The organism is Streptomyces sp. CRN 30 (genome assembly GCF_034105845.1).
In genome coordinates this window covers 1-25,941 of sequence record NZ_JAVRHI010000257.1, presented here as the reverse complement: position 1 = coordinate 25,941, position 25,941 = coordinate 1, and the positions used below count along the sequence as shown (strand labels likewise).

Below are 25,941 nucleotides of genomic sequence, written 5' to 3'. Positions count from 1 at the left end.
GGTCCTCGTTCCGTCGGGTCGGTTTCATGACCTGGACGGAGTGCGGGGCCGGAACGTTCGATCACCGGACTCGGCGGCGTCGGCGGCGGCGTTGCCGAACCACCGCGACAGTCCGGCCACCAGATCGCTCCGGTCCTCGCCGGCCCACACCACATGGCCGTCCGGCCGCAGCAGGACCGCGGGTACGGGCAGGTCCGCGCCCGTGTCGACGACGTGATCGACCCGGTCCGCCCAGCCCGCCACCGACAGCAGGCCGGTCCGGTCGAGCAGCAGTCCCCTGCCGCCGCGCAGCAGCGCGTAGAGGCGTCCGGGCGGCTCGGCCAGCCGCACGTCCCGCAGCCGCCGGCCGAGGAGGCCGTGGTCGTCGCCGGAGCCGACGTCGTAACGGATGTCCAGCGCCGCGACCTTCTGTACGAGGTAGCGGTTCACCTCCTCGAACCCCGTCAGTTCCGCCAGCAGCCGCCGCACCGCCCGCGGGCCCGGCTCGGTCGACAGCAGTTCCATCTGGGCGCGGGTGGTGGCGAGGACGTCGGCGGCCACCGGGTGCCGTTCGGTGTGGTAGCTGTCCAGCAGGCCGGGCGGGGCCCAGCCGGCGATCTCCGCGGCGAGTTTCCAGCCCAGGTTGAACGCGTCCTGGAGGCCGAGGTTGAGGCCCTGTCCGCCGGTCGGCGGGTGGATGTGCGCGGCGTCGCCGGCCAGCAGGACCCGGCCGGTGCGGTAGCGCTCCACGAGGCGGGTCGCGTCCCCGAAGCGGGAGAGCCAGTGCGGGGAGTGCACGCCGAAGTCGGTACCGGCGTACATCCGCAGCCGCTGCCTGAACTCCTCCAGCGTCGGCGGCACCGTACGGTCCTCGGCGAGCCCGTCGGCGGGCACGACGACGCGGTACGCCCCGTCGCCCACCGGCCCGACACCGAAGCGGAGTTCGGTCCTGCGGACGTCGGCGACGACCGCGGCCACCTCCTCGGCCGGAGCGGTCACCCGCATCTCGCCCAGCAGTGTCTCGACGGTGGCGGGGTCGCCGGGGAAGCCCACGCCGAGCAGGGTGCGCACGGTGCTGCGGCCGCCGTCGCAGCCGACGAGCCAGCGCGAGCGCAGTACCGTGCCGTCGGCCAGCTCGGCGTCGACCCCGTGCGCGTCCTGGCTCAGTCCGGTCAGCGCGCTGCCGCGCCGGACGTCGGCGCCGAGCCGCGCGGCGTGTTCGGCGAGCAGGCGGTCGGTGACGGTCTGCGGGATCGCGAGGACGTAGCCGTGGTCCGTGTCGAGCAGGTCGGGGGCCGACCGGGCGAGTCCGGCGAAGAAGCCGGTGACCGGGCGTTGCCTGCCGTGGGCGAGGAAGCGTTCCAGCAGGCCGCGCTGGTCGAGCACCTCGACGCTGCGCACGTGCAGGCCGAGCGCGCGGACGTACGGAGCCGGCTCCGGTTCCTTCTCCAGCACGACCACCCGTACGCCGTGCAACCGCAGTTCGGCGGCGAGCATCAGGCCGGTCGGCCCCCCGCCGGCCACGATGACATCGATCATGACGGCACTCCCCCCGGCCGCCTCGGACGCGGCCCCGGCCGGTGATTGTGCGGCACCGGGAGGGCCTTGCCGCAAGGCCCCCCGTGCCCTATAGCTTGGTAGTGGCGGAGCGGCGGGGGCGTCCCGGTCCGTCCTCAGGCCGGGCGGGCGGTGGCCGGCAGGTCCCGGCCCAGCCGTGCCAGCGGCGACAGCGCCATCACCACCGGCGACAGCAGCATGGCCGCCGCCGTCACCAGGAGGCTCGTCCGCAGGCCCCACTCCCGCGCGAGGAGACCGCCGGTCAGCGACCCCGGCGGGGCCAGGCCCATGCCGACGAACGTGATGGTCGCGGCCGTACGGCCCTGGAGGGCGTCCGGTGTGACGGACTGCCGTACCGCCATGACGGTCACGTTGACCACCTGGCCCCCGCACCCGAACACGAAGCCCACCGTGAGGAGCACGGTCACCGTCGGCGCGGCGGACCCGTGCAGCGCCGGTACGCACAGGTACGCGCCGTCGCCGAGGACGGCCGCGCCCACGAGCACCGGGCCGTGGCCGAACCGTCCCGGCAGCCGTGCGGCCAGCAGTGAGCCGAGCAGCGCGCCGGGTCCGCCCGCCGCGAGGACCAGCCCGACGAGGGTGCCCGACAGGTGCAGTTCGCGGGTGAGGAAGAGCAGGTGGACGGTGATCAGGGCCGCGTAGGAGAACTGGAAGGCGGCCGAGGCCAGACACACCGTCCGCAGCGCGGTGTGACCCGCGACGAAGCGCAGGCCCTCGCGGATCCGCCGCAGCACGCGGGTGCGGGAGCGGTCCTCCGGCTCGCCCCGTTCCGGGAGCGACTCGGCGTCGGTGCGTATCCGCCGGATCGACAGGAACGACAGTGCGAAGAAGACCGCCGTCGATGCGGTGGCGACCGGCGCCGTGAGCAGCGACACCGCCGCGCCGCCGAGCGCGGGGCCGCCGATCTGCGCGGCGGACCGGCTGCCCTCCAGCGCGCTGTTGCCCCGTACCAGCTGGTCACGCCGGACCAGACGGACGAGGGAGGTCTGGTACGCCACGTCGAAGAAGACGGACAGGGTGCCGACGGCGAAGGCGAGCACGAGGAGGGCGGCCGGGCCGAGCCGGCCGAGGAGCGCGGCGACGGCGGCACCGCCCAGGAGCAGCGCACGGGCGGCGTCCGTGCGGACCATCGTCGTACGGGTCCGCCACCGGTCCACCCAGGCCCCGGCGAACAGGGAGAGCAGCAGGATCGGCGCCTGCCCCACCGCGCGGAGGACGCCCAGCTGTCCCGCGTCGGTGTGCAGCGTCAGGACGGCGAAGAGCGGAAGGACCACAAGCGTGGTGTGTTCGCCCAGTTGGGAGGCGGTCTGGCCGATCCACAGCCGGCGGAAGTCGGCGTCGCGCCAGAGTGTCCGGGCGCGGGTGGGTGTCGTGGGCACCGGCCATGCCTCGGTCTCTTGTGGGCTGCTTCAGGTGACGCGGGCGTCCGCACAGTAGTCGTGCCCCGACCGGGCGGTCCAGTACGTATCCCTCCGGTCTCTCCGGGTACCCGCGGGCGGTCCGGCGGGGAGGTCGTACCCCTCACGTATCGTGACCGCCATGGAGTCCTACACGATCGGCCAGGCGGCGCGGCTGCTCGGTGTCAGTCCGGACACCGCGCGGCGGTGGGCGGACGCCGGGCGGGTGGCCACGCACCGGGACGAGAGCGGCCGGCGGCTCGTCGACGGCCGGGACCTGGCCGCCTTCTCGGTGGAGCTGGCGAAGGCGGGCGGCGGCGAGGAGGAGACCTCGCACACGTCCGTGCGCAACGCGTTCCCGGGCATCGTCACCGCCGTGAAGCTCGGTGACGTCGCCGCCCAGGTGGAGATCCAGGCCGGTCCGCACCGGCTGGTGTCGCTGCTGACCCGCGAGGCCGTGGAGGAACTGGGCCTGGAGGTCGGCATGGAGGCCACGGCCCGGGTGAAGTCGACCAACGTGCATGTCGACCGCGCTCCGTGACCTCCGCCGGGTGAGCGTCTCCCGGGCTCACGCCCAGGCGTAACTGCCCGGGTGAGCGTCTCCCGGCCTCACGCCCAGGCGTGACCGCCCGGGTGAGCGTCTCCCGGGCTCACGCCCAGGCGTAACCGCCGTCCACCCGGATCGCGTCCACGCCGCTGATGTGCCGGGCGCCGCAGCGGTCCTGGGGCAGGACCAGTTGCGGGCCCTCGCGGTCCAGCGGGGTGCCGTCGAGGGTGACGGCGAGCAGGACGGGCGCGCGGCCGAAGTCCGGGTCGATCTCCGCCCAGGAGAGCAGCGTCCGATGGCCGTCCGCGCCGGAGACCGCGATGAGGAAGCGCAGCCGGTCCTTGCGGCGGACGGGGTCGAACCCCGGTCCGGCGTCGGTGAGGACTCCGTGCAGGAGCGGGCCGGTGAAGCGGTGGTGCCGGATGCCGCTGGTGGCGCACTCGAAGCTGACGTCGGCGGTCTGCTGCGGCCAGGCCAGCAGGTCGGGCACGGTCAGCCGGGCCGGTCGGGTCAGGTCGCCGCCCAGGGCGAGGGATCGGCTCATGGGCCACCACCTCCGGGTAGACGGTACCCGCACCCGACCGCCGTACAAACGCACATGCCAGCTTCCCGGATCGGAATCTTGGATCATGCGAAGGCACAGGCGACATTCACCTCGCACGTGCAGCACTATGATCTGGTCATGACCCGAGGGAGTGGATTCGTGATGACCTCTACCGTGCGCCGTGACCGCCGCACCCGCCGGACCGCGCGGGTGGCCGGCGCGGGCGCCGCCGCTCTGCTCGTCCTGACCGCCTGCTCGTCGTCGGACGACTCGGACGCGGGGTCCGGCTCCTCGGCGTCGGCGTCGGCGTCCGGTTCGGGCTCCTCCGACCAGGTGTCCGGCACGGTCACGGTGTTCGCCGCGGCCTCGCTGAAGGAGAGCTTCACGGAGCTGGGCGAGCAGTTCGAGAAGGCGCACCCGGGCACCGAGGTGACGTTCAGCTTCGGCGGCAGCGACTCGCTCGCGGCGAGCATCACGGGCGGCGCCCCGGCCGACGTCTTCGCCTCGGCCAGCCCCAAGACGATGAAGATCGTCACGGATGCCGGGGCGGCCGACGGCACCCCGGAGACCTTCGTCCGCAACCAGCTGGAGATCGCCACCCTGCCGGGCAACCCCGACAAGGTCGCGTCGCTGAAGGACCTCACCGACTCGGAGCTGAAGGTCGTGCTCTGCGCCGAGGAGGTGCCGTGCGGCGCCGCCGCGAAGACGGCGCTGGACGCCAGCGGCCTGAAGCTCACCCCCGTCTCCTACGAGCAGGACGTCAAGGCCGCCCTGACCAAGGTGGAGCTGAAGGAGGCCGACGCGGCCGTCGTCTACAAGACCGATGTGCGCGCGGCGGGTGACAAGGTGGAGGGCGTGGACTTCCCCGAATCCTCCGAGGCCCTCAACGACTACCCGATCACCGGGCTGAAGGACGCCCAGAACCCCGACGCGGGGCAGGCGTTCATCTCGCTCGTGCGGTCGGCCGAGGGGCAGAAGGTGCTGACCGAGGCCGGGTTCATCAAGCCGTGACACAGGACGGCAAGGGCGTCACCGAGACCCTCGGGGGCGGGCCGCGGCGCCGGCGCGTGCGGGCCCAGGTCCGCGGTGTGCCGCTGCCGCTGCTGGTGCCCGCGCTGCTCGGTCTCGCCTTCCTGATCGTGCCGCTGGTCGCGCTGCTCGTGCGCACCCCGTGGGGCAGCCTGCCCGAGCAGCTGACCAGCGCCGAGGTGTGGCAGGCGCTGCGGCTGTCCCTGGTGTGCGCCACGCTGGCGACCGCGGTGAGCCTGGTGATCGGGGTGCCGCTGGCGTGGCTGCTGGCCCGGGTCGACTTCCGCGGCCGGGGTCTGGTGCGGGCGCTGGTGACGCTGCCGCTGGTGCTGCCGCCGGTCGTCGGCGGTGTGGCGCTGCTGATGGCGCTCGGCCGCAACGGCATCGTGGGCCGGTGGCTGGACGACTGGTTCGGTCTCACGCTGCCGTTCACCACCACCGGTGTCGTCATCGCGGAGGCGTTCGTCGCGATGCCGTTCCTCGTCATCAGTGTCGAGGGCACGCTGCGCGCCGCTGACCCGCGGTTCGAGGAGGCGGCCACCACGCTGGGCGCCTCCCGCTTCACCGCGTTCCGCCGGGTGACGCTGCCGCTGATCGCGCCGGGCATCGCGGCCGGTGCCGTACTGGCCTGGGCGCGGGCGCTCGGCGAGTTCGGCGCGACGATCACCTTCGCCGGCAACTTCCCGGGCCGTACCCAGACCATGCCGCTCGCCGTCTACCTGGCCCTGCAGAGCGATCCGGAGGCCGCCACCGCCCTCAGTCTCGTACTGCTGGCCGTGTCCGTCGCCGTCCTCGCCGGGCTCCGTGACCGTTGGATGACCGCGGGATGAGCGCCTCATGACCGAGACCCACAAGGCCGACCGTTCCCTCGCCACCTCCCCGGGCGAGGGCCTGGACGCGCGGCTCGTCGTCGCCCGCGGCGACTTCCGGCTCGACGTGGCGCTGACCGCCGCGCCGGGCGAGGTCGTCGCCCTGCTCGGCCCGAACGGCGCCGGGAAGACCACCGCGCTGCGCGCCCTGGCCGGGCTCACCCCGCTCGGCGCGGGCGGGCGGCTGCGGCTGGACGGCGCGGAGCTGGAGCGCACCCCGCCGGAACTGCGCCCGGTGGGCGTCGTCTTCCAGGACTATCTGCTCTTCCCGCACCTGACCGCGCTGGACAACGTGGCGTTCGGGCCGCGCTGCCAGGGCGCGAGCAAGGCGGAGGCACGGGCGCGGGCGGCCGAGTGGCTGGACCGGCTCGGTCTCGCCGGCCACGCCGGGGCCAAGCCGCGGCGGCTCTCCGGCGGGCAGGCGCAGCGCGTCGCCCTGGCCCGCGCGCTGGCCACCCGGCCCCGGCTGCTGCTGCTCGACGAGCCGCTGGCGGCGCTGGACGCCCGTACCCGGCTGGAGGTCCGCGCGCAGTTGCGGCGCCATCTGGCCGAGTTCGAGGCGGTCGCCGTGCTCGTCACCCACGATCCGCTGGACGCGATGGTGCTGGCGGACCGGCTGGTCGTCGTCGAGGACGGCCGGGTCGTCCAGGAGGGCGGCCCGTCGGAGATCGCCCGCCGGCCGCGTACCGACTACATCGCCCAGCTGGTCGGCCTGAACCTCTACCACGGTGAGGCGGACGGCCACACCGTCACGCTGGACACCGGTCCGTCCGTCACCACCACCGAGGACCTTGCCGGGCCGGTGTTCGTGGCGTTCCCGCCGAGCGCCGTGACCGTGTACCGGACCCGGCCCACCGGTTCCAGCGCCCGCAACCTCTGGCGGGGCGAGGTGACGGGGCTGGAGACGCACAGTGACCGCATCCGTGTGGCGCTCGGCGGTGAACTGCCGCTCGCCGCGGACCTCAGCGCGGTCGCCGCGGCCGAACTCGACCTCCAGCCCGGCACGGAGGTCTGGGCGACCGTCAAAGCCGCCCAGACCCACGCCTACCCCGACCGGTGACCGCCCGCCCCGGCGGTCACCGGCCGGCCAGCGGACTGGGCAGCGGCAGGTAGCGGGCGTCGGCTCCGTCGGCGCCGGTCCACCGCAGCAGCAGGTTGGTCTTGCCGGGCAGGGTGGGCGCGGCGAGCAGGGCGGGTATCTCGGGCAGGTCGTGCCGGGCCAGTTCGCGCCGTACCGCGGGCCACGGGTCGAGGCCCGGGTGCCGTTCGGCGAGCGCCCCGGCGACCTCGGTGAGGTGGTTGACGACCAGGCAGTACACCAGCCGCTCCCAGCCGGCCGCCCGGCCGACGTCCCGCACCAGCTTCACCCCCTCGGCGTCGCGGTACAGGACCTGGACGGGCATGCCGTGCGCGTCGACCGCGACCAGCGTGTTCTGCAGGTGGGCCTCCAGGACGACGCCGTGCGTGGCGAAGGCGCCGAGGGCCGGTGGCACGGCCTGGGCGAGGTACGCCGCCCACCAGGCGTCCGGGTCGGCGGTGGTGTCGAGGGGGCTGCCGGGGAACCCCTCGACGAGACCGGCGGCGAGCAACGCGGTGGCGCCGGGCAGCAGATGGCCGCCAAGACCGTCACGGACCAGTACGGCGAGTTCCTCGAAGGCGAAGGAGGCGGTGCGGTAGCCGGTGTCGCTCAGCCAGGCCGCGGGGGACTCCGCCGCCGCGAACGCCGCGCGGGCCGCCGCGTCCGTGCGCCGCAGCTTCAGCAGGTCGTGGCGCCACAGCCGCCTGATGTCGTTGGTGATGCGCACGTCGAGGCTGAATTTGAGGAACACGTCCCGCTCGGGCGCGTGGACGGTGCGGATCGCCGCCGTGGGGTGGACCGGTGCGGCCGTCTCGCCGAGCCGGACCAGACGGCCGTCGGCGAAGGCCGGGGCGAGGGCGTCGGCGACCAGGGCGAGCTGCCAGGGGTGCGCGGGCAGCAGCCGGTAGCCGGGCGGGGCCGTGCCGAACGCGTCGAGGGCCGAGGTGACGCCCTCCTCGACGACCGTGTCCGCGCGCACCCCGAGCAGTGCCAGCGGGAACCGGGCGTGCGCCTCGGGGGCGTAGGGCAGCCAGGTCGCGGCCGGGCCGCCGCCGCGGGCCTTGGGCGCGGGGTGGTGGGTGTGGCCGGTGAGCAGCGCCTGTTCGGAGCGCAGGTACGGGTCTTCGGGCGGGACGGCGGCGGCGCGCGCGGTCAGCAGCGCGGCGAGGGCGTCGCGGCTGTCGGTCATCTCGCCGGGCAGTTCGTGGTTGTCCACGCCGGTGTACAGGCGCAGTTCCTCGGCGACGAGCTTCACCAGTTCGGTGTGGCCGAGGGGCCGCCAGCCGTCGGCCGTGCGGACCTCCGGGGCGGTGGGGCGCCGGTGGCCGCGCACCCGCAGCAGCCGGCCGCCGGCCGGCAGGCGGTACACGGAGCGGCTCTCGTCGCCGTCGCCCGGCTCGGGCCGGGCGACCTCGCGCAGCAGGCAGTTGAGCAGCGGCACCGCCGCGCGGGCGTCGGCGCGGGCGGTGACGTCGTCGGGGGTCACGGCGTCACCGCCGGTGGGCGGGGGCAGGACATCCACGCGTTCCACTCGTTCCCTACTGTCGGTCAATGGGCGGAGATGATCAGTATGTCTGCCCTCGTCAGCCCGGCGTGACGCGCCGTTCGCGCACGGGCCCGCCGGCCGTCCCGTTCACCCAGTCCGTACCCGAGGAGTCCGACCGTGCACCGTCCCCCCACCGCCGAGACCGAGGTCGCCGAGGAACTGGCCGCCGTGCGGCCCGGCCTCGTCGCCCGGTACACGGCCGAACTGCCGGGCGCCCGCTCCGCCGTGCTCTCCCGCCTCTGGCGTGCGCTGGCCCATGAACCACTGCCGTGGGTCGCCGGCCGGGAATCCGTCCGTGACGGTCTCGTCGTGCGTCTGCGGGACGGCCGCCGGCTGTACGGCCCCGGGGCCGACCCGTATCGCACGGGCGGCTACGTCACCACCGTACGGTGCGAGGAGGCGGAGTACGCCGATCCGGCCGGGCTGATGACCGCGCTCGCCGTACCCCGGGGGGACGGGTTCGCCGCCGAACTGGGGCACAGCGTCGCCTCGCTGGCGCTGTCCCGGGCGGCGCAGCCCGAGCCGGACGGGCCGCCGGAGCGGGACTGGGAGTGGGAGCAGCGGGTGGTCGACGGCCATCCCTTCCACCCCAACTGCCGCTCGCGGCCCGGGTTCACCGTGGCCGAGCAGCTCGCCTACGCGCCCGAGCACCGGCCGGTGGTGGGGCTCGCGCGGGTGCCGGTCCCGGCGTCGCAGTGCCTGGTGACGGGCGCCTGGCCGGCGGAACTGCGGGACGGGGACCGGCTGCTGGTGCCGGTGCACCCCTGGCAGGCCGCGCACGTCCTGAAGGGGGCGGACGAGGCGGGCCACCGGATCGACGCGCATCCGCTGATGTCGCTGCGCACCCTCGCCGTGCCCGGCGGCCCGCACGTGAAGACCGCGCTGAGCGCCCGGCTGACCTCGTCGGTGCGGGACATCTCCGTCGCCTCGATCGGCGCCTCGGCGACGCTGTCGGCGTTCGGGGAGGCGGTGGCGGCGCGCTGCGACGGGCTGCTGCACATCACCCGCACCCTGGGCGCGGCGACCGCGTACTCCCCCGACCTCGCGGCCGTGCTGCGCGAGTCGCCGGAGAGTTACGCGGGTACCGGCGAGCGGGTCGTGCCGGTGGCGGCGCTGGCGACGGCGTCGCTGTCCCGCTCACCGGACCTGCTGGCCGGTTTCGCGCGGCTCGCCGTGCGGGTGGGGCTGCGCGCGCTGGAGCTGGGCGTGGCCCTGGAGGCGCACGGCCAGAACCTGCTGGTGGTGCTCTCCCCGGCGGGCGAGCCGGTACGTCTGGTCTACCGGGACCTGGCCGACCTCCGGGTCAGCCCGGCGCGGCTGGCCCGGCACGGCATAGCGGTCCCGGAGCTGCCGGAGCGGATGGTGACGGACGACGTCACGGTGCTGCGCCGCAAGCTGTTCGGGTCCCTGGTGGCCGGTGCGCTGGCCGGGACGGCGGGGACGGGGGCCGCGCTGCGGGACGCCCTGGAGGCGGCCGTGCGGGAGCTGCCGCGCACCGGGGACCTGGACGCGCTGCGCGAGGAGCCGCTGCCCGCGAAGGCGCTGACGCTGATGCGGCTGGCGCCGCCGCGCGGACCCGGCGACCAGTGGGCGGAACTTCCCAATCCGCTTTCCGGGGCGGTGTGCTGACGGCTCGTTTTGGAGCAGGGCGCCGCGGGTCAATAGGATCCGCCGATGATCACAAGTACACGGCTGGCGGCGGGCGTGTGCGCCCTGCTCGCCGCGCTGACGGCCGGGCTCGCCCTCCCGGCCCCGGCGGCCGCCGGCGAACCCACCGGCGAGGACGCGCCGCAGGTCGACCTCGTCCTCGATGTCAGCGGCTCCATGCGGACCAAGGACATCGACGGCGGGACCCGGATGGCCGCGGCGAAGCAGGCGTTCAACGAGGTGCTCGACGCGACCCCGGAGGAGGTGCGCCTCGGCATCCGGACGCTCGGCGCGGACTACCCGGGCGACGACCGCGAGACGGGCTGCAAGGACACCGCGCGGCTCTATCCGGTCGGGCCGCTGGACCGCACCGAGGCGAAGACGGCGGTCGCGACGCTGACCCCCACCGGGTGGACGCCGATCGGCCCCGCCCTGCTGGCGGCGGCCGACGACTTCGAGGAGAGCGGCGCGTCCAAGCGGATCGTGCTGATCAGCGACGGCGAGGACACCTGCGCGCCGCTCGACCCGTGCGAGGTGGCCCGGGAGATCGCGGCCAAGGGCATCGGGCTGACCATCGACACCCTGGGCCTGGTGCCCAGCGCCAAGCTGCGGCAGCAGCTCAGCTGCATCGCGGAGGCGACCGGCGGGACGTACACCTCGATCGAGCACACCGACGAACTGGCGGGCAAGGTCGGCCAGTTGGTCGAGCGGGCGGCCGAGCCGGTGGTGACGCCGGTCGCCACCGAGGGCGCGACGGCGTGCGCGAAGGCGCCGACGCTCGAGTCGGGGCTGTTCACCGACCGCGAGGAGTTCGGGCAGCAGCGCTGGTACCGGGTGGACCTGAAGCCGGGCCAGGAGCTGCGCGCCTCGGTGAGCGTCTCCGCCGACCGGGCCGTGACCCGCTCGTACGGGGTGCTGCTGCGGGCGGTCACCGCGCACGGCCGGGAGATCGTGCGCGGTGAGGCCGGGGGTGACGGCCGTACGGACGTCGTCTCGACGGGGCTGCGCTACCCGAAGGCGGAGGCCGACGACGACGAGGACGCCGGGACCACCGAGGCCGTGTGCCTCCAGGTGACGCACTCCTTCGCGCCCGCGTCGGGCGTGAAGACCACGCCGGGCCTGCCGCTGGAGCTGACGGTCGACGTCGTGGACGGCCCGGACCAGGCGTCCGACGTGGCGTCGTTCGGCCTCGGCCGGGGCTGGTGGCTGCTGGGCCTGCTGGTCCTGGTGGGCTTCCTCGCCGGACTGGTGTGGGGCTGGGTGTCGCGCTGGCGGGTGGCCGTCTGGAGGACGAACTGATGCGATCGACGCTACTGACGCGCGTGACGCGGGCCGGGAAGGCGACGGGTGCGGCGCTGCTGGCGCTCGGCCTGGCGGCGGCCCCCGCGGCGGCGGACTCCTCGCCGACTCCGTCGGCCGGTGCGGACGGGCCCACGGAGGCGGGCACGTCGTTCCGTACGGCCACGGAGGTCGACCAGGGTCAGCGGGCCACGGCGGACGGCTCCGCGGGCGACTACCTGTACTGGTCGTTCCCGGCGGACGCCGGGCAGCGCGCCACGGTGAAGGCGACCGTGAAGCTGCCCGAGACGCACGCCGCGCAGACCTGGCAGGTCGACGTGTACGACGGTCTGCGCCGCCGGCAGGCCTGCCAGTACGGCGCGCAGACGCGCACCGCCGCGGCGGGCACCGGCTCCGTGGAGCTGGCCTGCGTCCTGCGCACGGTCCGGGCGTGGACGGAGCCGTGGGCCGACGACCCGCTGCCCGGCACGTACTACGTCCGCCTCACGGTCGTGAACGTGCCGACGTCCGACCTCGGTCTGCCGGTCTCCACCGAGGTACGGGTGGACTCCGAGGACATGGGCGGCGCGGCGGCGGTCGACGGCTCCCTGTCCGAACCGCTGGTGCCGGGCATCGCGGTGACGTCGGCGAAGGACGACGACGAGGACGGCTCCGAGAAGTCCGCCGTGCTCTCCGCGATCGAACCCGAGGACGGCTGGTCCTCCGGCTGGTGGTCGGACCGCTGGGTGTGGACCGGCATCGGCGCGGTCCTGGCCGCGCTGGCGGGCATCGGCGGCTACGCCCTGACCCGCGGCAACGGCCGCCCACGCCACCTCCCGTAGAACGCGCCCCGTAAGGGGCGCGGGGAACCGCGCGACCGGCCACGACGCGCCCGCGGCCGAGAACGGATCGGAACCGGGGCCCGCCCCTTCGCAGGGGCGGGCCCCGGTTCCGCGTTCACCCCTCCCGCAACGCCTTGGCGAACACCCCGTCCCCGGTCACCTCGATCCGCCCGTCCCGCACGGCGTCCGCCACCCGCACCTCACCCCGCCCCACGGCGACACACGTCTCCGCGTCCAGGACCAGCCGCGCGTCCGGCTCGGCGGGCGCCGGCCCCTCCCCGTAGGCCGGCCCCTCGACCGCACCGGCGTACAGGTGGAACACCCCGTCGTGGAAGTCACCGCCGCGCAGCCGTACTTCCACCAGCCCCTCCCCCTCCAGCCCCCGCAGCAGGGGCAGCGCGCACCAGTGCGCCCGCACCGCGTCCGTGGGCCGACGCTCCCCCAGCTCTCCCGCTCCCCACGCTCCCAGCGCCTGGAGCACCGGCAGCAACTCCCTCCCGCGCGGGCTGAGTTCGTAGACGTAGGCCGCGGCGGGCGGCGGCAGCCGGCGGCGGGTGGTGAGGCCGTCGCGCTCCATGTCCTTCAGCCGCGAGGCGAGTACGTCCGTGCTGACGCCCGGCAGGTCCGCGTGGAGGTCGGTGTAGCGGCGCGGACCGGCGAGCAGCTCCCGGACGATCAGCAGGGTCCAGCGGTCGCCGACGACGTCGAGCGCCCGAGCGGCGGAACAGTACTGGTCGTAGCTTCGGCGAGGTGACATGCGACGCAGTCTAGACAATGTGTTGGACTTTCCAAGCTGCCACTTGGTAAAACCAAGCAACACCAGCTACCGAGGGGAAGCGGCGCATGGAGTTCCGGCAGTCGAACAAACTCAGCGAGGTCTGCTACGAGATCCGCGGCCCGGTGATCGAGCACGCCGACGCGCTGGAGGAGGCGGGGCACAGCGTGCTGCGCCTCAACACCGGCAACCCGGCGCTCTTCGGCTTCGAGGCGCCGGAGGAGATCGTCCAGGACATGATCCGGATGCTGCCGCAGGCGCACGGCTACACCGACTCGCGCGGCGTCCTCTCCGCCCGCCGGGCGGTCGCCCAGCGCTACCAGAGCCTCGGCCTGGAGGTCGGGGTCGACGACGTGTGGCTCGGCAACGGCGTCTCCGAGCTGGTCTCGATGGCCGTACAGGCACTGATCGAGGACGGCGACGAAGTCCTGATCCCCGCCCCGGACTTCCCCCTGTGGACGGCGGTGACGACCCTCGCCGGCGGCAAGGCGGTGCACTACCTCTGCGACGAGCAGGCCGACTGGTACCCGGACCTCGCCGACATGGAGTCGAAGATCACCGACCGCACCAAGGCGGTCGTCATCATCAACCCCAACAACCCCACGGGCGCCGTCTATCCGAAGGAGGTCCTGGAGGGCATCCTCGACCTCGCCCGCCGCCACGGACTGATGGTCATGGCGGACGAGGTGTACGACCGCATCCTCTTCGACGGCGCGGAACACCACTCGACCGCCGCGCTCGCCCCCGACCTGGTGGTGCTCACCTTCTGCGGCCTGTCCAAGACGTACCGGGTGGCGGGGTTCCGCTCCGGCTGGCTGGTGGTCACCGGGCCGAAGCAGCACGCCCGGGACTACCTGGAGGGCCTGACGATGCTGGCCTCCATGCGGCTGTGCGCCAACGCGCCCGCGCAGTACGCCATCCAGGCCGCGCTCGGCGGCCGGCAGTCCATCCACGAACTCACCGCGCCCGGCGGCCGGCTGTGCGAGCAGCGCGACGTGGCCTGGGAGAAGCTCAACGAGATCCCCGGCGTCTCGTGCGTGAAGCCCAAGGGCGCGCTGTACGCGTTCCCCCGCATCGACCCGAAGGTGCACCGCATCCACGACGACGAGAAGTTCGTCCTGGACCTGCTGCTCCGCGAGAAGATCCAGGTCGTCCAGGGCACCGGCTTCAACTGGCCCTCCCCCGACCACTTCCGCATCCTCACCCTGCCGCGCGCCGAGGACCTGGAGGCGGCGATCGGCCGGATCGGCCGCTTCCTGGACGGCTACCGGCAGTAGCGAGGGCGATAGCCGCAGGCAGCACCCATGATTCGGATTCGGCTAAGCTGCCCCCGTCGAACTCATGAGTGAGTAGCAGCAACGGGGGTTGCCAGATGTTCGCTTGCGTCGCACAGCCGTGCCCGGAAGGGCTGGACGGCTGACGTGGCTTCCGATTTCACACGGCTGATGAAGCAGGACTTCTCCGATCTGGAGGCCGCGGCCAAGTCCTGGCGCGCGCTGTCCACGACGGCGGACTCCCTCGTCGAACGCCACCGCCACCAGGTCACCGGCCCGCTGCACCACGCCTGGAAGGGCGACGACGCCGACGCGGCCCTCTTCTACCTGGAGGACGTCGAGTCCCGCCTCGGGGTGGTGGAGACGGAGGCGATGGCCGTCGCGGAGGTGCTGGACACCACGGGCTTCTGGATGGAGGCCGCACAGACGAAACTCCGCAACGCGGTGCGCCGGGCGGAGGAGAACCACTTCGAGGTGGACGACGACGGCTGGGTCAGCGACCCCACCACGGCGGACCTGCCCCGGCAGGACCCCGACACGCAGGCGCTCATCGCCGAGCGCAGCGCCCTGCTCGGCGAGCACCGCGCCGGCATCGACGAGGCGCTGACCGAGGCGCGCAAGGCCGACAAGGACGGCGCGAAGGCCCTCGCCGAGCTGAACGGCGACATTCTCACCGACCCGTTCAACCACGACGCGGCGGCGGAGTCCGCCCTGGACGTCAAGGCCGCGATGAAGGCCGTCGGCGTCCAGGAGCCGCAGATACCCGACGACGACCCGAAGGCCGCCGCCGAGTGGTGGAAGGCGCTCAGCCCCGAGGAGCGGCAGGCGTACACCACGCTGTACCCGAAGCAGATCGGCGCGACCGACGGCCTCCCCACGGACGTCCGCGACGACGCCAACCGCACCGCCGTCACCCAGGAGCTGAGCGCGCTCCGGGACGGCGACTACTCGGAGAACTTCCCCGGCGAGAGCACGGAGACGGTCAACAAGCGGCTGAACAACCTGACCCTGCTCAACGACCGCCTCGAAGCGTCCGACAGCGCGCCCGAGGGCAAGGAGCTGTACCTCCTCGGCTACGACTCCAAGGACGACGGCCGGGCCATCGTCGCGATGGGCAACCCGGACACCGCCGACCACACCGGCATCCTGGTGCCGGGCACCAATACGACGATGGAGGAGGTGCCGGGGCAGATCGAGCGCATCGGCACCCTCCAGCGGTCGGCGGAGCGGCAGTCCGACGGCGAGAGCGTGGCCATGATCACGTGGCTCGGGTACGACGCCCCCGAGGCCAAGGCGACCGACTTCAACAGCGTCGGCGGCACCGGACGGGCCGAGGACGCCGCACCCGACCTGCGGCGGTTCGTGGCGGGCACACACGCCTCGCACGAGGGTCCTGGCCACACCACCGTCATGGGGCACAGCTACGGCTCCACCGTGGTGGGCGCCGCGGCGGCGGGCGGCTCGGGGCTCGGCGCGGACGACATCGTGGTGGTCGGCAGCCCCGGCATGACGGTGGAGGAGGCGAGCGACCTCCAGATGGACCCCGAGCACGTGTGGATCGGTGGCGCCGAGGACGACCCCATCATCAATCACGCCTCCGACCTCACCCTGGGTCGGGACCCGATGCTCGGAGCTTTCGGTGGCAACAACTTCGCGGTCGACACCCACGGACACAGCGGCTACTGGGACCAGGGCAGCCAATCGCTCGACAACCAGGGACGCGTCATCGCGGGGAAGCCGGCCGCGGAGGTCCCGAAGAAGGGCGGCGAACTGCCGCCCGAGGGCTACATCGTCCCCGGCCTGTAGGCCGCTCCTGCGCACGGCGCTCGCCGTGTGCGCGATCCTGCTCACCACCGGAGGCTGCGTGTCCCAGAGCGACGACCCGAACGAGCCACTGCCCCGCATGGAGAAGGACGCGGCCCGCAAGTGGGCCGCGGACTACACGGCGTACCTGGCCCGGCTGACCGACGTCGAACTCGACGACTCGACCGTCGAGGTGAACTTCGAGACCTGCCTCGGAGCCCACGACGAGGTCGCCGAGGACGGCCGGTACAGCCTCTTCTACTACGTCTACTCGCCGGCCCCCGTCACCGAGCACACCCGCGTCGTGCGGACGCTGCGCCGGGAGCTGACCCGGAAGGGCTACGAGATCACCGCGTACCGCGAGTTCCGTGACGCCCGCTACTCGGCGATCCTCGACGCCCGCGACAAGGACAACGGCTACACGGTCTCGGCCGACACCGTCGGCTCCGGCAGGAGCAAGCCCCAGCGGCTCTCCTTCGCCGTCCGCACCCCCTGCATGCTGCCGCCGGGCGTCGAGCAGCAGCAGTTCTGAGCCACCCCCACTTCTGGAAGGAACCGGACGTGTCCCAGCAGACGGACGTCGACCCGGCCGTGCTCCGTGCCTCCGCCGGGGCGGCCGACGGTGTGGCCGACACCCTGGACAGCCCCGCCGACAAGGCGGTCAAGGAGGCCGACACCGCCGGCGGCTCGCTCGGCGGGTGGGCGACGGGCGCCGCCCTGACGGAGCTCTCCACGAGCTGGCGGCCCGCGCTCGACGGACTCCGCGCCCGGCTGCGGGCGGGCGCGGAGAACCTGCGCTCCTCCGCCGACGGCCACGAGTGGAACGACCGGCACACCGGCAAGGACTTCGAGTCCATGGACACCGCCACGCAGGCCACCCCCGGGGTGATGCCCGCCGTCCTGCGCCCGGCCGGCGACGAGTCGCATCCCGTGGGTCACCCGTCGGGCGGCTCGTCCGGGGGCTCGGCCGTCGACTCGTCCGGCGGGCCCCTGCCGGACCCGCGCACCTCCTACGGCACCAACATGCCGACGTACGACGGGAACGGCTTCGGCTGAGGTCGCCCCGGGCCGCCCGATCCGTACCCTGTAGGCATGGGTGATCTCTTCCTCGTGCGGCACGGCGAGACCGAGTGGTCGCGGTCCGGGCGGCACACCGGCCTCACCGACGTGCCGCTGACGGACCACGGCCGCGACGAGGCACGCTCACTGGTGCCGTTCATCCGCTCGCACCGGATCGGCGCGGCGTTCGTCAGCCCGTCGCAGCGGGCCCGGGAGACGGCCGAGCTGATCGGACTGCACGGGGTGCGCGTCGACCCGGACCTGCACGAGTGGGACTACGGCGCCTACGAGGGCGTCACCACGTACGACATCCACCGCGATCGCCCCGACTGGTTCCTCTTCACCGACGGGGTCGAGGCGGGGCCGCCGGAGCACCCCGGGGAGAGCCCGGAGCAGGTCGGTGAGCGGGCGGACCGGGTGCTGGCCGAGGTGGAGGCGGCGTTCGCGAACACCGAGGGGTGTGTGGTGCTGGTCGCGCACGGACACTTCCTGCGGGTGCTCACCGCCCGGCACCTGGGGCTGCCGCCCTCCTCCGGCGCCCTGTTCCAGCTGGCGACCGGGACGCTGTGCCGGCTGAGCACCGAGCACGGCCGTCCGGTGATCGCCGCGTGGAACGTCCGGCCGCCGGCCTGAGGGACCCCGCGCGCGAAGTTACTCGTGCGTTCCGCACACCGGAGTCGTGACACCGGTGACTGTGCAAGCCCGTGGCCCACCTGTCAGCGTCGTATCCGACAGCGACCGGTGGGAGGGGGAAGCCGTGAACAAGGGCTACGCGGTGTTCTGCGACGCGGACCCGAGCTTCTACGACGCCCCGCACCGCGTCGCGCCGCGGCCCGGCACCGGCCGTGCCCGGTACGCCGCGGCCTCGTGGCCCGTGCCGGAAGGGTGGCGCCGCAACGAGAGCGGGGACTGGCTGGCACTGCGTCCGGCCGACGCCGTCCTGCCCGACCAGGGCTGGAAGATCCACGTCTCCGCCTGCCTCGACAACGCCGAGTCGGTGCTGGAGCGCGTGTGGCGGAGCTGCGTCGCCGGGGGTACGGCCTTCAAGTTCGTCCCCGGCCGCTACCTGCTGCACCAGCGCAACGCCAAGTACGCGGACCGGGCCGGGAGCGGCAAGTTCATCACCGTGTACCCGGCGGACGAGACGCTCTTCGAGAAGCTCGTGAGCGAACTGTCGCAGCTGCTGGCCGGTGAGCCGGGCCCGCACATCCTGAGCGACCTGCGGATCGGCGCGGGCCCCGTGCACGTCCGGTACGGCGGCTTCACCCGCCGCGAGTGCTACGACGCGGACGGCGAGCTGCGGCCGGCCGTGACCGGGCCCGACGGCACCCTCGTACCCGATCTGCGCGGTCCCGTCTTCCGCGTGCCGCGGTGGGTGACCCCGCCCGCCTTCCTGCGCCCGCACCTTCAGGCCCGCTCCGCACTGACCGTGGCCGGTCTTCCCTATGCCATCGAGTCGGCGCTGCACTTCTCCAACGGGGGCGGCGTCTACCTCGCCCGGGACACCCGTACCGGCGACCGGGTCGTGCTGAAGGAGGCCCGGCCGCACGCCGGGCTGGCCGCCGACGGCGCCGACGCGGTGACCCGGCTGCACCGCGAACGCCGGGCGCTGGAACGGCTGTCGGGGCTCGGCTGCACCCCCGAGGTGCTCGGTCACCTGACGGTCGGGGAGCACCACTTCCTCGTCCTGGAGTACCTCGACGGCAAGCCGCTCAACACCTTCTTCGCCCGCCGGCACCCGCTCATCGAGGCGGACCCGGACGAACGGCGGCTGGCCGAGTACACCGCGTGGGCCCTGGACGTCCACGCGCGGGTGGAGCGGGCCGTCGCCGACGTGCACGCGCGGGGCGTGGTCTTCAACGACCTGCACCTGTTCAACATCATGGTCAGGGACGACGACAGCGTCGCCCTGCTGGACTTCGAGGCCGCGCACGGCATCGACGAACCCGGCCGGCAGACGGTCGCCAACCCGGGGTTCGTGGCACCCGCCGGCCGGCGCGGCACGGCGGTGGACCGGTACGCGCTGGCCTGTCTGCGGTTGGCCCTGTTCCTGCCGCTCACCAGCCTGCTCGCGCTGGACCGGCGCAAGGCGGCGCACCTCGCCGACCTGGTGGCGGAACGGTTCCCGGTGGACCGCGCGTTCCTGGACGCGGCGGTCGAGGAGATCACGGGGGACGCGACGACCGTAACGTCCGGCGCGACCGGGACATCCGCAACGCCCGGGACGACCGGTGCCGTGCGGGCGGTGGGCGGTGCGGGCGGTGGGTCGTCGGTGCGGCCGTCCGCCGGGGAGGTCGTACCGGTCCGGCCGGGGGACTGGCCGCGCAGCCGGGAGTCGATGGCCGCGGCGATCCGCGCGTCGGCCACCCCGGACCGGACGGACCGGCTGTTCCCCGGCGACATCGCGCAGTTCGCGACGGCGGGCGGCGGGCTGGCCTTCGGCCACGGCGCCGCGGGGGTGCTCTACGCCCTGGCCGCGAGCGGCGTCCCCCGCGAGGAGGCCGACGAGGACGCCCTGCGCTGGCTGGTGGAGCGGACCGAGCGGCTCCCGTCGGGCCTGCCGCTCGGCTTCCACGACGGGCTCGCCGGGATCGCCTGGACGCTGGAGCACCTCGGCCGGCGCGAGAGCGCCCTCGACCTCGCCGGGCTCCTGCTCGACCGGTCCTTCGACGGACTCGCCCCCGACCTGTGGGGCGGCACCGCGGGGCTGGGGCTCGCCCTGGACTCGCTGGCCGCCACGACCGGCGAGGGCGCGCTGCGCGCGGCGGCCCTGCGCTGTGCCGACCTGACCGCCCGCGCCACGCCGGCCGCGGACTCCGCCCGGCCCCGCGCGGGGCTGCTGCACGGCGCGGCGGGCCGGGCCCTGCTCTTCGTGCGCCTGTACGAGCGCACTCGGGACTCCGTCCTTCTCGACCTCGCGCGCGACGCGCTCCGCCAGGACCTGGCGCGCTGCGTGCGCGGTGTCGGCGGCGCGCTCCAGGTGGACGAGGGCTGGCGCACCATGCCCTACCTGGGCGCCGGCAGCGTGGGCATCGGCATGGTGCTCGACGACTACCTGGCACACCGGGACGACGAGGAGTTCGCGCGGGCGAGGACGGAGATCGTGGCCGCGGCGCAGGCCATGTTCTACGCCCAGCCGGGCCTCTACCGGGGCGTGGCCGGGATGGTGCTGTACCTCGCCCGCACGACCGCCACGGGGCCCGGTACGGGCCCGGAGGCCGTGCGGCGCCAGCTCGACGCCCTGTCCTGGCACGCCATGTCCTACCGGGGGCGGCTCGCCTTCCCCGGTGAGCAGATGATGCGGCTGTCCATGGACCTCGCCACGGGGACGGCCGGCTGTCTGCTCGCCGTCGCCTCCGTCCACGGTGACCCGCCCGCCGGGCTGCCGTTCCTGCCGCCGCCCCGTACGGGCGGGCGGCCCTCGGACTCGGCTCCCTCGGGAGTCGTGGTGCACGATTCCGCTCAGTTCCCACCCCAGAAGGAGATGTCATGAACCTGTTCGACCTGCAGTCCCTGGAGACCCCGAAGGAAGAGGCCATGGGCGACGTCGAGAGCGGCAGCCGCGCGAGCCTGCTCCTCTGCGGCGACAGCAGCCTCAGCGTGACCACCTGTAACTGACGCACGCCGACCGTACCGGCGCCCCGGATCCCCCGGTCCTGGGCGCCGGTGCCCGCTGTGCGCCCGTACGGACCGTACGGAAGGGAGACCGGTGGTGGTGACGACCGGGCGCCGGACGAGCGGTACGGGGCCGGGCCGCGCGCCCGCCCTGCTGGTACTGGTCTGCTCGGTCGCGGCGGCGGCGACGGCGGTGGCCCAGCCCCTCGTCCTCGGCCGGACCCTCGATCTGCTGCTCGGCGGCGGGGACCCGGGCCCCTGGCCCGCCCTCAGTGCCACCCTGCTCCTCGGCGAACTGCTGCTCGACAGTCTCACCGCGCTCTTCACCGGCCGTTGCGGCGCCGCCTGGACGGCCGCCCACCGCGTCCGCGCCCTCGCCGGACTGCTGCGCGCCGTACCGGACCGGGTACGGGAGTGCACCCCGGGGGATGCCGGGACCCGGCTCACCCTCAACGCCGCCGACGCGGGAAGCGCCCCGGCGGCCCGCGCGGCACTCGCGGCGGCACTCGTCACCCCGGCCGGCGCACTCGTGGCCCTGGCCGTCGTCGACGTGTGGGTGGCGGCGTGCGTGCTGGCCGGGCTGCCCGCCCTCGCGCTGGTGCTGCGGACGTTCGCGCGGGACACCGGCGCGTCGGTGGCCGCCTACCAGCGCACCCAGGCGGAGATCGCCTCCCGGCTCCTCGAAGCCCTCGCCGGCCGGGCGACCGTCGCCGCGGCGGGCACCGTCGCCCGGGAACGCGCGCGGGTCCTCGCCCCGTTGCCGGACCTCGCCTCGCTGGGCCGGCGGATGTGGGCGCTGCACGGCCGGGCGCTGGCCCGCGGCGGCGTCCTGGTGCCGCTGCTGGTACTGGCCGCGACGGCCGTCGGCGGACTGCGCCTGGCGGCGGGCGCGCTGAGCGTGGGCGACCTGCTCGCGGTCGGCCGGTACGCGCAGTTGACGGCCGGTTTCGGCGGCGCCGCGACGCTGCTGGGCGCGGTCGTCCGGGGCCGTGCCGCCCGGGTCAGGACCCGGGACCTCGAACGGCTGCCCGCGCTCGACCACGGCCCGGAGCGGCTCCCGCCGGGCGGCCCTGGCACCCTCGAACTGCGCGGTGTGCGGGTGGTGCGCGACGGCCGCGAGGTGCTGCGCGCCGACGGCCTGCGGATCACGGGCGGCACGACCGTCGCGCTGGTCGGCCGCAGCGGCGCGGGGAAGTCCGTGTTCGCGGCCGTGGCGGGGCGGCTGACCGACCCCGACGAGGGACAGGTGCTGCTGGACGGGGTCCCCCTCGACCGGCTGTCCCACGAGGCGCTGCGCACGGAGGTCGCCTTCGCCTTCGAACGGCCCGTGCTGGACGGGGGGACGGTCGCCGAGGCGGTCGCCGCCGGGGCGCGGCGGGTCCCGGACGAGGAGGTGCGGCGGGCCGCCCGCGCCGCGGGGGCCGACGGTTTCGTCCGCCGGCTTCCCCTCGGGTACGGGACGCCCTTGGCGGCGGCGCCCCTCTCGGGCGGCGAGTACCAGCGGCTCGGGCTGGCGCGGGCGTTCGCGCACGCCGGACGACTGCTGATCATGGACGACGCGACGTCCAGCCTGGACACCGCCACGGAGCACGAGGTCGACCGCGCGCTGCGCCGCTCGCTCCGCCCCGGCACCCGGCTGCTCGTCGCCCACCGTCCGTCGGTCGCCGACCGGGCGGACCTGGTGATCTGGCTGGAGACGGGCCGCGTACGGGCGGTCGCCCCCCACCGCACCCTGTGGCGCACTGCGGAGTACCGCTCGGTGTTCGCGACGGACGGCGACACGGCACCACCGAGCGACCGGGACACGGGCCGGCCCGGGACGGAGGGGGAACGGGCCCGGGACGGGGGAACGCGGGGCGGCACCAGGGACGCGCGGACCGATACCGAGGGCACGCGGGCCGATACCGAGGGCGGCCGAGCCGACGTCGAGGACGCTCGGACCGACACCGGAGAGACGCGGCCCCACCCCGAGGGCGGCCGAGCCGGTACCGGGGGCACGCGGGCCGACGCCGAGGGCGGCCGAGCCGGTACTGGGGGCGCGCGGGCCGATGCCGAGGGCGGCCGAGCCGATACCGGGGGCGCGCGGGCCGACACCGAGGGCGCCCGAACCGACACCGGAGAAACGCGGCCCCACGCCGGAGGCGCCCGAACCGACACCGGAGAGACGCGGCCCCACCCCGAGAGCGACCGAGCCGGTACCGGGGGCGCGCGGGCCGACGTCGAGGGCGGCCGAGCGGGCGGCGGGGGTGTGGCGGGCGCGGGTGTGGGGGCCGGGTCCGAGACTCGGCAGGTGCGGTCGTGAGTCGCGTGGTGCGGGGGCGGGCCCGGGGGGCCGGGCCGGGGGCGGTGCGTCGGATCGGGCCGTCCGCGCGTCGGTTCCTCGCCCGCCGCAAAGGGGTGCTGGCACGGCTCGCCCTGTGGTCGCTGGCGGAGGCGGGCCAGGCGTTCCTGGTGGGACTCGCGGTCGCCCGCGCCGTCGACCAGGGGTTCCTCGCCGGGGACGTGCGGCGGGGCCTGCTGTGGCTCGCGGCGGCCCTGGCCGGTGTCGTGTGCGGCGCGCCGGTGATCCGGGGGGTCTTCGCCGAACTGGCGGGGCTGACGGAGCCGTTGCGCGACGGTCTGGTCCGGCGCGTCGTCGACCGGTCCCTGGCCGGTGCGGTGGCCGCGCCGGACGGGCCGGGCGGCACCGACCGGGCGGCCGTCTCGCGGCTGACCAACCAGGCCGAGATCGCCCGCGACAGCTTCGCCGGCCTGGTCCTGACGCTGCGTTCGTTCGTCTTCACCGCGGCCGGGGCGCTGCTCGGCCTGCTGTCGCTGCACCCCGCCCTGCTCGTGGTGGTGCTCCCTCCCCTGCTGGGCGGAGTGCTCCTCTTCCTGGCGACGCTGCGGCCCATGGCGGCGGCCCAGCGGCGGGCGCTCGTCGCCGACGAGGCCCTGGCCGACCACGCCGCCCGGACCCGTGCGGGCCTGCGCGACCTCACGGCCTGCGGGACCGGCCCCGAGACGGCCCGCCGGGGCGCCGCCCTCGTCGACGAGGCCGCCGCGGCGGCCCGTGCGCTGGCCGGCTGGGCCGCCGTACGGACGGCGGCCCTGGGGGTCGCGGGCCACCTGCCCGTCCTGGCGCTGCTGCTCGCGGTGGAGTGGCTGCGCGGCCGGGGGCTCACGGCGGGCGCGCTGCTGGGCGCCTTCACCTACCTCGCGCAGTCGCTGCTGCCCGCCCTGCACACGCTGATGACCGCGCTCGGCGCGGCGGGGGCCCGGCTGCTGGTCGTCCTGGACCGCATCACCGGCCCCGAACCGGCCCCGGAACCAGCCACCACCCCTCCCACCCAGGTGGCGGCGTACCGCGTACGGCCACGCGGCACGACCACCGCGACCGCAACGGCCACCACGGCCACCGCGACCGCAACCACCGGCCGACCCCCCGCGGTGGAACTCCGCTCCGTCACCCTCTCCTACGGTGTCCGGGCCGAGCCGGTGCTCGACGGGGTGGATCTGTGTGTCGCCCCCGGTGAGCACCTCGCCGTCGTCGGGCCGAGCGGTATCGGGAAGTCGACGTTGCTGCGGCTGGTCGCGGGGACGCTCGCGCCGAGCGGCGGGGAGGTACGGGTGGCCGGGCGGCCGGTGACCGGACGGGACGCCCGCCGCCGGGTGCTGGTCCCCCAGGAGGCGTACGTCTTCACCGGCACCGTCCGGGACAACCTCGCGTACCTGTGCACGGACGCGGCGGACGCGGACCTCGGCGCCGCCGTCGGCGCACTCGGGCTGCGGCCACTGGTCGACCGGTTCGGCGGGCTCGACGCCGTACTCCGCCCGGACGAACTGTCCGGCGGCGAGGCGCAGTTGATCGCGGCGGCCCGCGCGTACCTGTCCCCCGCCCCCCTGCTGCTGCTCGACGAGGCCACCAGCCGTCTCGACCCGGCGGCCGAGGCGCGCGTGGAGGGGGCCCTGGCCCGGCGGCCGGGAACGCTGCTGGTCGTGGCGCACCGGCTGTCCTCGGCGGTGCGGGCCGACCGGGTGCTGGTCCTGGACGGGGTGGGCGCGGTGTGCGGCACGCACGAGGAGGTGCTGGCCCGTTCCTCCCTCTACCGCGACCTGACGGGCCACTGGAACGGGGACCCGCGCCCGGAGACCCGTGGGCACCCGGGGACCTGAGCGCGGTGCGTGAGCGCCGGTCGCCGCACCGCGCGGTCCGTCACGTCCAGCCGGCGCTCTGGACGATCCGTATCGCGTCGACGCGGTTGCGGGCGCCCACCTTCCGGATCGCGGTGGCCATGTAGTTGCGGATGGTCCCCCGGGAGAGGTGCAGCCGGGCGGCGATCTCGACCATCGGCGCCCCCTGGGCGGCCAGGGACAGCACGCTCAGCTCACGGGTGGTCAGCGGCATGGCCGCGCCGACGAGGAGCGCCACGGTGAGCGCCTCGTCGAGGAAGCGCTCCCCCGCGGCCACCCGGTGCACGGCCCTGATCAGCCGCTGCGCGGGGGCGTTCTTGTCGACCAGTCCGAGCGCGCCGCCGTCGAACGCCCTGCGGGCGACCCCCGGCCGCCCGGGGGTCGTCAGGACGACGAGGCGTTCCCCGCACCGCGCCCGGAACGGCGGCGCGTCCTGTCCGCGCCCCGGCCCGTGCAGGTACTCGCCGTCCACGACGCACACGTCGGTCGGCAGCACCTCGTGCTCCGGCGGGTCGGCGAGGGGCGACATCGCCGCGACCTCCAGTGTGTCGTCGGATCTGAGCAGCTGCGCCAGCGCCGACCGCAGCAGTTCCTCTTCGTGCACCACGTGGACACGGACCATCTCCCACCCCTCGTCCGCGGCCGTCCCGTCGGGCAGCCGTTCCGGTGTCTCCCGCACCAGGGGCCCAGGTGCCCCGATTCCCTCCGGGGGAACACGGCGCGTCGGCGCACGGCGGGCGCACCGGACGCATCGCGCCGCCCGGGAAGGTGAGAGGGGGCGCTCCGGGTCACGTGGGGGCGGGCCCGATCGGCGCTGACACGCCCCCGGCCGGCCTCCGGAGCCGACGCGTACGCCACGCGGTCGCCGTCCGCCGCGCGGGCGCCGGCGCCCTCGGTCCCTGGCCACG

At 74.8% G+C, this 25,941-nt stretch carries 21 protein-coding genes and 2 pseudogenes; 17 read left to right on the top strand and 6 right to left on the bottom strand.

The window, feature by feature from the left end:
• Positions 1–24: 24 nt before the first annotated feature.
• Together rox and UW392_RS26795 are read right to left on the bottom strand one after the other, a co-directional pair.
• The gene (rox, locus tag UW392_RS26800) at positions 25–1,518 is read right to left on the bottom strand and encodes a rifampin monooxygenase (RefSeq protein ID WP_320777695.1); all 1,494 of its coding nucleotides are present in this window, start codon (positions 1,516–1,518) and stop codon (positions 25–27) included.
• 134 nt (positions 1,519–1,652) lie between these two features.
• Complete coding sequence (locus tag UW392_RS26795; RefSeq protein ID WP_320777694.1) at positions 1,653–2,936, bottom strand: MFS transporter; 1,284 nt, start codon at positions 2,934–2,936, stop codon at positions 1,653–1,655.
• Positions 2,937–3,096: 160 nt separating this feature from the next.
• Here UW392_RS26795 and UW392_RS26790 point away from each other — a divergent pair, with 160 nt between their 5' ends.
• Positions 3,097–3,495 carry a helix-turn-helix transcriptional regulator gene (locus UW392_RS26790; protein WP_320777693.1) on the top strand — a complete coding sequence of 133 codons (399 nt, stop codon included), beginning with the start codon at positions 3,097–3,099 and terminating at the stop codon, positions 3,493–3,495.
• Between the two features lie 109 nt (positions 3,496–3,604).
• Here the strand turns inward: UW392_RS26790 and UW392_RS26785 are convergent, their stop codons facing one another.
• On the bottom strand, positions 3,605–4,045 hold the full coding sequence (locus UW392_RS26785; protein ID WP_320777692.1) for a molybdopterin-dependent oxidoreductase: 441 nt from the start codon (positions 4,043–4,045) through the stop codon (positions 3,605–3,607).
• 162 nt (positions 4,046–4,207) lie between these two features.
• Here UW392_RS26785 and modA point away from each other — a divergent pair, with 162 nt between their 5' ends.
• Genes modA through UW392_RS26770 form a run of 3 tightly spaced genes read left to right on the top strand, consistent with a single transcriptional unit; the run spans position 4,208 to position 7,003 of the window.
• Positions 4,208–5,056, top strand: a complete 849-nt coding sequence (gene modA, locus UW392_RS26780; protein ID WP_320777691.1) for a molybdate ABC transporter substrate-binding protein — start codon at positions 4,208–4,210, stop codon at positions 5,054–5,056.
• Positions 5,053–5,904 (top strand): molybdate ABC transporter permease subunit, encoded by an 852-nt coding sequence (gene modB, locus UW392_RS26775; protein ID WP_320777690.1) that lies wholly within the window; start codon positions 5,053–5,055, stop codon positions 5,902–5,904. Before modA ends, modB begins: the two co-directional genes overlap by 4 nt.
• Before the next feature lie 7 nt (positions 5,905–5,911).
• Positions 5,912–7,003 (top strand): ABC transporter ATP-binding protein, encoded by a 1,092-nt coding sequence (locus UW392_RS26770; protein WP_320777689.1) that lies wholly within the window; start codon positions 5,912–5,914, stop codon positions 7,001–7,003.
• A gap of 16 nt (positions 7,004–7,019) precedes the next feature.
• On the opposite strand, the gene UW392_RS26765 is transcribed toward UW392_RS26770, so the two are convergent.
• A complete protein-coding gene (locus UW392_RS26765) occupies positions 7,020–8,552 on the bottom strand; it encodes an IucA/IucC family protein (protein ID WP_414496704.1) in 1,533 nt (510 codons plus the stop codon).
• Between the two features lie 132 nt (positions 8,553–8,684).
• Here UW392_RS26765 and UW392_RS26760 point away from each other — a divergent pair, with 132 nt between their 5' ends.
• From UW392_RS26760 to UW392_RS26750, 3 genes are read left to right on the top strand one after another with little or no spacing between them, the layout of a single operon-like run.
• Positions 8,685–10,196, top strand: coding sequence for an IucA/IucC family protein (locus UW392_RS26760; protein WP_320777687.1), 1,512 nt, complete (start codon positions 8,685–8,687; stop codon positions 10,194–10,196).
• A gap of 45 nt (positions 10,197–10,241) precedes the next feature.
• Positions 10,242–11,513: a VWA domain-containing protein gene (locus tag UW392_RS26755; RefSeq protein ID WP_320777686.1), complete on the top strand. Its 1,272-nt coding sequence runs from the start codon at positions 10,242–10,244 to the stop codon at positions 11,511–11,513.
• The gene (locus tag UW392_RS26750) at positions 11,513–12,334 is read left to right on the top strand and encodes a hypothetical protein (RefSeq protein WP_320777685.1); all 822 of its coding nucleotides are present in this window, start codon (positions 11,513–11,515) and stop codon (positions 12,332–12,334) included. Before UW392_RS26755 ends, UW392_RS26750 begins: the two co-directional genes overlap by 1 nt.
• A 115-nt stretch (positions 12,335–12,449) precedes the next feature.
• Here the strand turns inward: UW392_RS26750 and UW392_RS26745 are convergent, their stop codons facing one another.
• A complete protein-coding gene (locus UW392_RS26745; RefSeq protein ID WP_320777684.1) occupies positions 12,450–13,091 on the bottom strand; it encodes a helix-turn-helix domain-containing protein in 642 nt (213 codons plus the stop codon).
• Positions 13,092–13,177: 86 nt separating this feature from the next.
• Between UW392_RS26745 and UW392_RS26740 the strand changes: the two genes are divergently transcribed.
• The 10 genes and pseudogenes from UW392_RS26740 to UW392_RS26700 all read left to right on the top strand — a co-directional run bounded on the left by UW392_RS26740 (position 13,178) and on the right by UW392_RS26700 (position 25,015).
• Positions 13,178–14,386: a pyridoxal phosphate-dependent aminotransferase gene (locus tag UW392_RS26740; protein WP_320777683.1), complete on the top strand. Its 1,209-nt coding sequence runs from the start codon at positions 13,178–13,180 to the stop codon at positions 14,384–14,386.
• Between the two features lie 144 nt (positions 14,387–14,530).
• Entirely contained in the window at positions 14,531–16,189 is a 1,659-nt protein-coding gene (locus tag UW392_RS26735) for an alpha/beta hydrolase (RefSeq protein ID WP_320777682.1), read from the top strand.
• A 58-nt stretch (positions 16,190–16,247) separates the two neighbouring features.
• Positions 16,248–16,718: a hypothetical protein gene (locus tag UW392_RS26730; protein ID WP_320777681.1), complete on the top strand. Its 471-nt coding sequence runs from the start codon at positions 16,248–16,250 to the stop codon at positions 16,716–16,718.
• 29 nt (positions 16,719–16,747) lie between these two features.
• A complete protein-coding gene (locus UW392_RS26725; protein WP_320777680.1) occupies positions 16,748–17,242 on the top strand; it encodes a type VII secretion target in 495 nt (164 codons plus the stop codon).
• 36 nt (positions 17,243–17,278) lie between these two features.
• A complete protein-coding gene (locus UW392_RS26720) occupies positions 17,279–17,878 on the top strand; it encodes a histidine phosphatase family protein (protein ID WP_320777679.1) in 600 nt (199 codons plus the stop codon).
• Between the two features lie 124 nt (positions 17,879–18,002).
• On the top strand, positions 18,003–20,738 hold the full coding sequence (gene lanKC, locus UW392_RS26715) for a class III lanthionine synthetase LanKC (RefSeq protein ID WP_320777678.1): 2,736 nt from the start codon (positions 18,003–18,005) through the stop codon (positions 20,736–20,738).
• A complete protein-coding gene (locus UW392_RS26710) occupies positions 20,735–20,863 on the top strand; it encodes a SapB/AmfS family lanthipeptide (RefSeq protein ID WP_320777677.1) in 129 nt (42 codons plus the stop codon). Before lanKC ends, UW392_RS26710 begins: the two co-directional genes overlap by 4 nt.
• Before the next feature lie 91 nt (positions 20,864–20,954).
• Positions 20,955–22,367: pseudogene (locus UW392_RS26705) on the top strand (ABC transporter transmembrane domain-containing protein); the annotation flags it as partial.
• 235 nt (positions 22,368–22,602) lie between these two features.
• Positions 22,603–23,037: pseudogene (locus UW392_RS67065) on the top strand (hypothetical protein); the annotation flags it as partial.
• Between the two features lie 130 nt (positions 23,038–23,167).
• On the top strand, positions 23,168–25,015 hold the full coding sequence (locus UW392_RS26700) for an ABC transporter ATP-binding protein (protein ID WP_320777739.1): 1,848 nt from the start codon (positions 23,168–23,170) through the stop codon (positions 25,013–25,015).
• A gap of 40 nt (positions 25,016–25,055) precedes the next feature.
• Here UW392_RS26700 and UW392_RS26695 read toward each other — a convergent pair whose 3' ends face one another.
• Complete coding sequence (locus tag UW392_RS26695; RefSeq protein WP_320777738.1) at positions 25,056–25,655, bottom strand: response regulator transcription factor; 600 nt, start codon at positions 25,653–25,655, stop codon at positions 25,056–25,058.
• Positions 25,656–25,941 lie beyond the last annotated feature (286 nt).